Source organism: Kitasatospora sp. NPDC001539 (genome assembly GCF_040298565.1).
Lineage (GTDB): Bacteria > Actinomycetota > Actinomycetes > Streptomycetales > Streptomycetaceae > Kitasatospora.
The window spans coordinates 1-9406 of the sequence record NZ_JBEPAK010000265.1 but is presented as its reverse complement, the minus strand read 5'-3'; the positions used below and the strand labels follow the sequence as shown (position 1 = coordinate 9406).

The 9406-nt window shown below is 74.2% G+C and carries 9 protein-coding genes; 6 read left to right on the top strand and 3 right to left on the bottom strand.

All coding sequences use genetic code 11. The features are described 5' to 3' along the window. Window positions 1-145: 145 nt before the first annotated feature. Both ABT247_RS28515 and ABT247_RS28510 read right to left on the bottom strand, forming a co-directional pair. Window positions 146-664, bottom strand: a complete 519-nt coding sequence (locus ABT247_RS28515; RefSeq protein ID WP_350747960.1) for a DUF3515 domain-containing protein — start codon at window positions 662-664, stop codon at window positions 146-148. A gap of 19 nt (window positions 665-683) precedes the next feature. Beyond that, window positions 684-917, bottom strand: a complete 234-nt coding sequence (locus ABT247_RS28510; protein WP_350747958.1) for an Lrp/AsnC family transcriptional regulator — start codon at window positions 915-917, stop codon at window positions 684-686. Between the two features lie 197 nt (window positions 918-1114). Here ABT247_RS28510 and ABT247_RS28505 point away from each other — a divergent pair, with 197 nt between their 5' ends. The 3 genes from ABT247_RS28505 (at window position 1115) to thiD (ending at window position 4127) form a co-directional block, all read left to right on the top strand. Beyond that, window positions 1115-2080, top strand: a complete 966-nt coding sequence (locus ABT247_RS28505) for a thiamine-phosphate kinase (RefSeq protein WP_350747957.1) — start codon at window positions 1115-1117, stop codon at window positions 2078-2080. 200 nt (window positions 2081-2280) lie between these two features. Next, a complete protein-coding gene (locus ABT247_RS28500) occupies window positions 2281-3306 on the top strand; it encodes a 6-phosphofructokinase (protein ID WP_350747954.1) in 1026 nt (341 codons plus the stop codon). Window positions 3307-3329: 23 nt separating this feature from the next. After that, entirely contained in the window at window positions 3330-4127 is a 798-nt protein-coding gene (gene thiD, locus ABT247_RS28495) for a bifunctional hydroxymethylpyrimidine kinase/phosphomethylpyrimidine kinase (RefSeq protein ID WP_350747951.1), read from the top strand. Window positions 4128-4347: 220 nt separating this feature from the next. On the opposite strand, the gene rpmB is transcribed toward thiD, so the two are convergent. Next, complete coding sequence (gene rpmB, locus ABT247_RS28490) at window positions 4348-4533, bottom strand: 50S ribosomal protein L28 (RefSeq protein ID WP_014138233.1); 186 nt, start codon at window positions 4531-4533, stop codon at window positions 4348-4350. 299 nt (window positions 4534-4832) lie between these two features. Here rpmB and ABT247_RS28485 point away from each other — a divergent pair, with 299 nt between their 5' ends. The 3 genes from ABT247_RS28485 to ABT247_RS28475 form a co-directional block, all read left to right on the top strand. Further along, entirely contained in the window at window positions 4833-6464 is a 1632-nt protein-coding gene (locus ABT247_RS28485) for a DAK2 domain-containing protein (RefSeq protein ID WP_350747948.1), read from the top strand. Between the two features lie 79 nt (window positions 6465-6543). Then, window positions 6544-8772, top strand: coding sequence for an ATP-dependent DNA helicase RecG (recG, locus tag ABT247_RS28480; RefSeq protein ID WP_350747946.1), 2229 nt, complete (start codon window positions 6544-6546; stop codon window positions 8770-8772). 105 nt (window positions 8773-8877) lie between these two features. Continuing rightward, on the top strand, window positions 8878-9406 hold a 529-nt coding region (locus ABT247_RS28475; protein WP_350747943.1), incomplete at its 3' end, for a hypothetical protein.

The window sequence follows — 9406 nt, the reverse complement described above, 5'->3', positions numbered from 1 at the left end:
CGACGGTCGGCGCTCCAAGGCCCCTCGTCCCTCGGGGCCTCCTCGCTTCTCCCTTTCGGCACCGGCGCGCCCCTTCGGCTCGGGGCTGTTACTCGCCCGCTCGGGGCTGGTGCTCGCCCGCTCGGGGCGGGAAGGCCGGGGCGCGTCAGCCCGGGATGTTCGCCTTGACGAGGTCGCTCAGGGCGGCCGCCGGGTCGAAGGGGTTCTGCGCGGCTCCGGCCGGGACGGTCACCTCGACGTAGGCGGCGCGCATGGTCGTCACGAAGCGGTAGCCGCCGTCCGAGAGCTTCTGCGACCACCAGGTGACGTCGTCGACGGTCGGGGACCAGTCCGTGGCGTGCTCGCCGTCCAGTTCCTCCGGCCGGTCGATGCCGCAGCGCAGCACGAGCCGGGGCGAGTCGCCCCAGGCCGCCACGTACGGCGAGGCGGGTGACGGGTCGTGGCGGGCGTGCCCCAGCAGCTCGTGCGGCAGCGCCGCTGCCAGCGCGCGGCAGTGGTCCGCCGCCCGCCCGCTCGGCCGCGGCACCTCGACCTTCGGGTCGGCCGAACTCCAGCTCCCGATCAGCAGGACGACCGCGCAGGCCAGCGCGACCGGCACCGCCAGCCAGCGGACCGGTGCCGGCAGCGCGGTCAGCACCTTGGGGATGCGGAGTTCTCTGGGCACCCGCCGATGGTAGCCGGGGCTAGAGGTGGACCACCGGACAGGTGAGGGTGCGGGTGATGCCCTCGACCTTCTGGACGTTGGCGACCACCATGCGGCCCAGGTCGTCCACGGTCTCGGCCTCGGCCTTGACGATCACGTCGTAGGGGCCGGTGACGTCCTCGGCGGTGAGGACCCCGGGGATCTTGCCGATCGTGTCGGCCACGGCGCTGGCCTTCCCGACCTCGGTCTGGATCAGGATGTATGCCTGTACCACAGGTGCCTCCCGGCGGCCGGAAACGGGGGTCGCCGCCGTGATCGCCCGGTCGGGCACAGGGTGGGAACGGGCTCACCGGCAGACTGGATCACCACGCTACCGCGCAGCGGCCCGGGGAGGGGAGACCTCGGTACCCCCCGAAGGGCGTACGCTGCGCGCGGGGGCCAGATCCGGATGGAAACGCGAGAGGACGGCAGATGCAGGGGACCGTGGGCGAGCTGGGCGAGTTCGGCCTCATCAGGGAGCTGACCGCCCGGGTACCGCTCACCGACGCGGTCGACCTCGGTCCCGGGGACGACGCCGCGGTGGTGAAGGCCCCGGACGGCCGGGTGGTGGCCACGACCGACGTCCTGATCGAGAACCGGCACTTCCGCAGGGACTGGTCGACCGCCTACGACGTGGGCCGCAAGGCCGCCGCCCAGAACCTCGCCGACGTGGCCGCGATGGGCGCGGTGCCGACCGCGATACTGCTCGGCCTGGTCGCCCCGGTCGACCTGCCGACCACCTGGGCCACCGAGCTGATGGACGGGCTGCGCGACGAGTGCCAGGTGGCCGGGGCGACGGTGGTCGGCGGCGACGTGGTGCGCGGCGACACCGTCACGCTGGCCATCACGGCGCTCGGCGACCTCCAGGGGCGCGCGGCGGTGACGCGCTCCGGCGCGCAGGTCGGCGACGTGGTCGCGGTGACCGGCTGGCTCGGCTGGTCGGCGGCCGGGCTGACCGTCCTGCAGCGCGGCTTCCGCTCCCCGCGGGCCTTCGTGGAGGCGCACCGCCGGCCCGAGCCGCCGTACCACGCGGGCCCGGCCGCCGCCGAGTTGGGCGCGACCTCGATGATCGACGTGAGCGACGGGCTGGTCGCCGACCTCGGCCACGTGGCCCGGGCGAGCGACGTGGACATCGACCTCAAGGCCGCGGACTTCGACGTCCCGGCGCAGATGGCCGACATCGGCCAGGCGGTCGGGGTGGACCCGCTGGTCTGGGTGCTCTCCGGCGGCGAGGACCACGCGATCGTGGCCACCTTCCCGCGCGGTGTCCAACTCCCCGCCCGCTGGCGGGTGGTGGGCGAGGTGACCGGTCGTCCGCTGGGCTCGCGCAGCGGCCGGGTGACGGTGGACGGCGCGCCGTGGGACCGGGTCGGCGGCTGGGACCACTTCGCCGAGTGAGCTGCCGGCGACCTCCGGTACCGACTGGCGTACGGAGCCCGGCCGATGGGCAGTGGACGCCGGTGCGGCAGATGACGCTCCGGGCGTGCGGCGGACGGGCTTCGGGGGTGCGTTTTGCGTAGGCTTGCGGCATCCGAGCCCGCCCGCCCGTCCGGCGCGCGGGTGTTCTGATGTCCACTGCGAGCGGGAGCACACCACACATGCGCATCGGTGTACTGACCAGCGGCGGCGACTGCCCCGGCCTCAACGCGGTGATCAGATCGGTGGTGCACCGCGGAACGGACGTGCACGGGGACGAGATCGTCGGCATCGAGGACGGCTTCCTCGGCCTGATCGAGGGCCGTACCCGGCCGGTCTCGCACGACGACGTCACCGGGCTGCTCACCCTCGGCGGCACCATCCTGGGCTCGGCGCGGGTGCAGCGGGAGCGGATCGCCTGGGCGGTGGAGAACGCGAAGACGCTGGCCCGGGACATCGGCATCGACGCGCTGATCGCGATCGGCGGCGAGGGCACGCTCACCGCGGCCAAGCGGTTCAGCGACGCCGGGCTGCCGGTGGTCGGGGTGCCCAAGACCATCGACAACGACATCGACGCCACGGACTTCACCTTCGGCTTCGACACCGCGGTGCACGTCGCGACCGAGGCGATCGACCGGCTGAAGACCACCGCCGAGTCCCACCAGCGCGTCATGGTGGTCGAGTTGATGGGACGGCACACCGGCTGGATCACCCTCACCGCGGGCATGGCCGGCGGCGCGCACGGCATCCTGATCCCGGAGAAGCCCTTCGACATCGAGGTGGTGGCCCGGATGGTGGAGGACCGCTTCGCCCGCGGCAAGAAGTTCGCCATCATCGCCGTCGCCGAGGGCGCCGCCCCGCAGCCCGGCACCATGCGCTTCGACCACGGCGACGTCGACCAGTTCGGGCACCGGACCTTCGGCGGGATCGGCAACCGGCTCGCCCACGAGCTGGAGGACCTGCTCGGCAAGGAGGCCCGGCCGGTCATCCTCGGCCACGTCCAGCGCGGCGGCACCCCGACCGCGCGGGACCGGGTGCTCGCCTCGCGCTTCGGCTGGCACGCGGTGGAGGCCGTCCACCGGGGCGCCTTCGGGCACTTCACCGCACTGCGCCGCGGCGCCATCGAGCTGGTGCCGATCGCCGACGCGGTGACCCGGCTGAAGACGGTGCCGGAGGCCCGCTGGGCGGAGTCCGAAGCGGTGCTGTGAACCGGCGGGGGTAGGTTGACCCCATGGTTTCGACTGCACCTCCCCGCGTGCTCACCGTCGCCGGCTCCGACTCCGGCGGCGGCGCCGGCATCCAGGCCGACCTCAAGGCGATGCTCGCCCTCGGCGTGCACGGCATGAGCGTGATCACCGCCGTCACCGCGCAGAACTCGCTCGGTGTCCAGGGCTACTGGGAACTGCCCGCCGAGGCGGTCCGGGCGCAGTTCCGCAGCGTGGTGGACGACATCGGGGTGCAGGCCGTGAAGACCGGCATGCTCGCCTCGACCGCCCTGGTGGAGACGGTCGCCGAGCTGCTGTCGACGGTGGACGCCCCGGTGGTGGTCGACCCGGTCGGCGTCTCCAAGCACGGGGACGCGCTGCTGGCCGCCGAGGCGGTGGCCACCGTCCGGGAGCGGCTGCTGCCGGTCGCCACCGTCGTCACCCCCAACCTCCACGAGGTGACCCAGCTCACCGGCCGCACCGTCGAGGACGAGTCGCAGATGCTGGACGCCGCCCGGGCACTGGTCGACCTCGGGCCGCGCTGGGCGCTGGTCAAGGGCGGCCACCTGGAGGGCGAGGCCGCGGACCTGCTGTACGGCGGGCCCGACGAGGTGCACTGGTACCGGGCGCCGCGCTACGACAACCGGCACACCCACGGCACCGGCTGCACCCTGGCCAGCTCGATCGCGGCCGGCCTGGCCAGGGGCGAGTCGCTGCCCGCGGCGGTGGGCTCGGCCAAGGAGTACATCACCGGCGCGATCGCCGGGGGCTTCGCCCTGGGTGCCGGGATCGGCCCGGTCGACCACGCCTGGCGCTGGCGTTAGGGCCCGTCGTCGAACCCCCGCCCGCGGGCCGACGCCGGGAGCGCCCGGCCGGAAGGCGCGGGGGCGCAGGACCGGCGCGGACGACAGTGGTGGGCGGGCCCCCAGGGGAGCCCGCCCACCACGGTCACGTCCGGACGGCGCGTCCGGCCCGGAAAACAGCGAAGCCGGTCCATCCGAGGATGAACCGGCTCACTGGAGGACCGGCATGCCGGTCTGCGCGTCAGCGCGAGACCTTACCGGCCTTGATGCACGAGGTGCAGACGTTGAGCCGCTTCGGCGTCCGCCCAATCACAGCGCGCACCGTCTGGATGTTGGGGTTCCAACGACGGGGGGTACGGCGGTGAGAGTGGGAGATGCTGTTGCCGAAGCCCGGCCCCTTGCCGCAGACGTCGCAGTTGGCAGCCACAGGAGTCACTCCAAGACTTCAGATCAGTTACTTTCGAAAACCCCGCCCACCCACCAGAACACTCACGTGGACCGGACCGGACAAGGGGGTGAGCCTGGACGGTTCCAGGCAACCGGAAGAGCATACAACGCTTGCTTCCGTCCCACGAAACTACCATGACCGGCCGAGTGATCGCTGCGGTCGCCGGTCCGGGCGGCCCCACCCCGGCCCCGATAACCTGCCGGTACCACCCCTCGCCGCTGCCCTGAGCGTGCCGCTGCCCGCCAGGCCGTACCGGCGTCCCATCCGGAGGAGACCTGGTGCTGCACACGCTCGACGCACCGGCCGTGCGCACCTGGTGCCAGCTCGCCCTGCGCGCGCTCGGCCAGGCCCGCGAGGAGATCGACGCGCTCAACGTGTACCCCGTCCCGGACGGCGACACCGGCACCAACCTCTACCTGACCGTCGAGTCCGCCGCCGCCGAGGTGGAGAGCCGCTTCACCGACCCCGCCGCCGACCCGGCCCCCGGGCTGGCCGACGCGGTCCAGGCGATGGCCCGGGGCGCCCTGCTCGGCGCCCGGGGCAACTCCGGGGTGATCCTCGCCCAGTGGCTGCGCGGCACCGCCGAGACGCTCGCCGAGGGCGGCGGCGCCGACCAGCTGCGGGCCGCCCTCCAGCGGGCCGCCGACTCCGCCTACCAGGCCGTCGCCGAGCCCGTCGAGGGCACCCTGCTGACCGTCGCCCGGGTCGCCGCCCGGGAGGCCGTCCGGGCCGGGGACGGGCTGGCGCAGGTCGCCGACACCGCCTACCGGGCCGCCCGGGACGCCCTGCGGCACACCCCGGAGCAGCTCGCCGTGCTCGCCGAGAACGGGGTGGTGGACGCCGGCGGGCGCGGCCTGGTGACCGTCCTCGGCGCCCTCGCCGACGCCGTCGCCGGGCAGCAGCCGATGGGACCGGTCGCGCTGCGCGGGGACCTGCGGGCCGCCGAGAGCTGCGAGGTGCACGTCCGGCCGCCTGGCCCCGGGCACCCCGCCTTCGAGGTCATCTACCTGCTGGACGCCCCCGACGAGGCGCTGCCCGCGCTCCGCGAGCGGCTGGGCGCGCTCGGCGACTCCCTGGTGATCGGCGGCGGCGACGGCCTGTGGAACGTGCACGTCCACGTGGACGACGCCGGCGCCGCGGTGGAGGCCGGGGTCGAGGCCGGCCGGCCGCACCAGATCCGGATCACCCACTTCGCGGAGGCCGCCGCCCGCTCCGGCGCCGCCGCCGAGCCCGGCGAGCGCGAGGAGCGGACCCGCGCGGTGCTCTCCGTGGTGTCCGGCGAGGGCCTCGCCGAACTCTGCGAGCAGGCCGGCGCCGTCGCCCTGCACGCCGACCCGGACCGCCGCCCGGCCAGCGCCGAACTCGCCGACGCCGTCCGCCGCTCGGCCGCCCGCGAGGTGGTCCTGCTGCTCAACGACCCCGAACTGCGCGCCGCCGCCGGGGCCGCCGCCGACCAGCTGCGCGAGGAGGGGGTGCGGATCGCCGTCCTGCCGACCCGCTCGCCGGTCCAGGGCCTCGCCGCGCTCGCGGTCCACGAGGGCGGCCGCCGCTTCGACGAGGACGTGGTCGCCATGACCTCCGCCGCCGGGGCCACCCGGTACGCCGAACTCGCGTTCGCCGAGGGGGAGTCCTGGACCATGGCCGGGGTCTGCCAGGCCGGGGACGTGCTCGGCCTGATCGACGGCGACGTCGCGGTGATCGGCGGCGGACTGGCCGAGGTCGCCGAGAGCGTGCTGGACCGGATGCTCGGCGCGGGCGGCGAACTCGTCACCCTGATCCTCGGCGAGGGCGCCGATCCGACGCTCGCCGACCGCTTGGTCGCGCACGTGCGCCACCAGCGGCCGGAGGTGGACGCGGTGGTCTTCCACGGCGGGCAGGAGTCGACCCCGCTGCTCATCGGGGTCGAGTGAGCGCGCGAGCCGGGTGAGCCGTGCGGGTCGCCTCCGGTGAGGCCCGGTTCGTCGGTGCCGTGGTGTAAACAAGGGCCTGATGGGCGCTCTCGATGAACCACTGACCAAGCTCGTCGGCGACCGCACCGCCAAGGTGCTCGCCGACAGCCTCAAGCTGCGCACGGTCGGGGACCTGCTGCACCACTATCCGCGCCGCTACGTCGAGCGCGGCCAGCTCACCAGCCTGGACGAGCTGGAGGTGGACGAGCACGTCACCGTGCTGGCCCGGATCGAGAAGGTCACCCTGATCCCGTTCCGCGGCCGCAAGGGCGACCGCCTGGAGGTCGTGGTCACCGACGGCCGCAGCCGGCTCTCGCTGGTCTTCTTCAACCAGGGCTGGCGGCAGAAGGAGCTCAAGCCCGGCGCCCAGGGCCTCTTCGCGGGCAAGGTCGGCGTCTTCAACCGCACCCGTCAGCTGGTCTCGCCCGACTATCAGCTGCTCGACGAGGACGCCGGATCGGACGCCGCCCGGCAGTTCGCCGGCCGGCTCATCCCGGTCTACGGCGCCAGTGCCCAGATGCCCAGCTGGAAGCTGTCGATCTGCATCGAGACGGCGCTCACCAAGCACCTCGGCGACGTCGGCGAACCGCTGCCCGCCGAGCTGCGCGAGCGGCACGACCTCATCCCGCTGCCCGAGGCGTTGGAGCTGATCCACCGCCCGCGCAGCCACGCCGACCGCGAGCGCGCCCAGAGCCGGCTGCGCTGGGACGAGGCCTTCGTCCTGCAGGTCGCCCTCGCCCAGCGCCGGGCCGCGGACTCCGCCCTGCCCGCCAAGCCGCGCAAGGCCCGCGAGGGCGGGCTGCTGGACGCGTTCGACGCCCGGCTGCCGTTCACCCTCACCGAGGGCCAGCGGAAGGTCTCCGCCGAGATCGCCGCCGACCTGGCGAGCGAGCACCCGATGCACCGCCTGCTCCAGGGCGAAGTCGGCTCCGGGAAGACGCTGGTCGCGCTGCGCGCCATGCTCGCCGTGGTGGACGCGGGCGGCCAGGCCGTGCTGCTCGCCCCCACCGAGGTGCTGGCCCAGCAGCACCACCGCTCGATCGTCGAGATGATGGGCGACCTCGCCGAGGGCGGCATGCTCGGCGGCTCCGACCTCGGCACCCGGGTGGTGCTGCTGACCGGTTCGATGGGCGTCGCCGCCCGCCGGCAGGCGCTGCTCGACATGGCCTGCGGGGACGCCGGGATCGCCATCGGCACCCACGCGCTGATCGAGGACAAGGTCCAGTTCCAGGACCTCGGCCTGGTCGTGGTCGACGAGCAGCACCGCTTCGGCGTCGAGCAGCGGGACGCGCTGCGGGCCAAGGGCGACCAGCCGCCGCACCTGCTGGTGATGACCGCCACCCCGATCCCGCGCACCGTCGCGATGACCGTCTTCGGCGACCTGGAGACGTCCGTCCTGGACCAGCTCCCGGCCGGACGCTCGCCGATCTCCACCCACGTCGTCCCGGCGCTGGAGAAGCCCAACTTCCTCAGCCGGGCCTGGGAACGGGTCCGCGAGGAGGTCGCCAAGGGCCACCAGGCGTACGTGGTCTGCCCCCGGATCGGGGACGAGGAGCCGGCGGCCGGCTCGAAGGGCGAGCCGAAGCGCAAGCGCCGGGCGGCCGAGGAGGACTTCGAGGAGGTCGCCGACCTCGGCGCCGCGACCGACGAGCGGCGGCCCCCGCTCTCGGTGGTGGAGACCGCCGAGATGCTCGTCAAGGGACCGCTGAGCGGGCTGCGGGTGGAGATCCTGCACGGCCGGCTCGCCCCGGAGGCGAAGGACGACGTGATGCGCCGGTTCGCGGCCGGGGAGGTGGACGTCCTGGTCGCCACCACCGTCATCGAGGTCGGCGTCAACGTCCCCAACTCCACCGCGATGGTCATCATGGACGCCGACCGCTTCGGCGTCTCCCAGCTCCACCAGCTGCGCGGCCGGGTCGGCCGGGGCAGCGCGGCCGGCCTGTGCCTGCTGGTCAGCGAGATGCCCGGCGGCAGCGCCGCCCGGGCCCGGCTGGACGCGGTGGCGGGCACCCTGGACGGCTTCGAGCTGTCCCGGATCGACCTCGAACAGCGCCGCGAGGGCGACGTGCTGGGCCAGGCGCAGTCGGGTGTGAAGTCCTCGCTCAAGGTGCTGTCGGTGCTGGAGGACGAGGAGGTCATCCTCACCGCCCGGACCGAGGCCACCCGGCTGGTCGCCGAGGACCCTGACCTCGCCGGCCACCCCGACCTGCGCACCGCGCTGGAGAGCCTGCTCGACGAGGACCGCGCGGCCTTCATGGAGAAGGGCTGAGCGGGCCCTTCGGACGGCCGGACTGTCAGACCCCCGGGAGAGAATGAAGGTGTTCAGGACGCACCCTCAAGGTGCGTACCTGGCGCGACACTTGGGGGTCCTGCCATGGCATTCCGTCATCTCAACGAGCTCCCGCTCGGCGACAAGGTCTTCCGGATCGAACTCGCCAGCGACGACGACCGCGAGGTCACCCTCACCCTGACCGGCTGGCGCGAGGGGGCGGCCGCCGCGCCGCTCGCCTCGGGCAAGCTCCGCCTGCCGGTCGAGGACGTCGCCTCGCTGCGGATCGCGCTCAACCGCGCGCTGCGGGCGCTGGCGATCGTCGCCGACGTCTCCGAGCCCATCCCCGACCGTGACGTGCTGCGCGAGCTCTACCCCGGCCACGGCGCCCCCTGGGTGCCGCAGCACGAGGAGGAGCTGGTCCGGCGCTTCCACGACGGCGAGACCGTCGCCCGGATCGCCGCCCGCTTCGGCCGTACGCCCGACTCCGTCCGGACCAAGCTGCGCGAGCTCGGGCACGACCCGCGCCGCCCCGAGTTCTGCCCGCCCGACGGCTGCCTGTCCTGGTCCCGCTACGCCTCGCCGGCCCTGCTCGGCGCGGCGGAGCCGGCCCGGGCGGCGGGCTCCGAGGCCG

Excerpts from the sequence above, each read along its gene's own strand:
- ABT247_RS28505 (WP_350747957.1), top strand. The coding sequence starts at position 1,115 with ATGCAGGGGACCGTGGGCGAGCTGGGCGAGTTCGGCCTCATCAGGGAG.
- ABT247_RS28500 (WP_350747954.1), top strand. The coding sequence starts at position 2,281 with ATGCGCATCGGTGTACTGACCAGCGGCGGCGACTGCCCCGGCCTCAAC.
- thiD (WP_350747951.1), top strand. The coding sequence starts at position 3,330 with ATGGTTTCGACTGCACCTCCCCGCGTGCTCACCGTCGCCGGCTCCGAC.
- recG (WP_350747946.1), top strand. The coding sequence starts at position 6,544 with ATGGGCGCTCTCGATGAACCACTGACCAAGCTCGTCGGCGACCGCACC.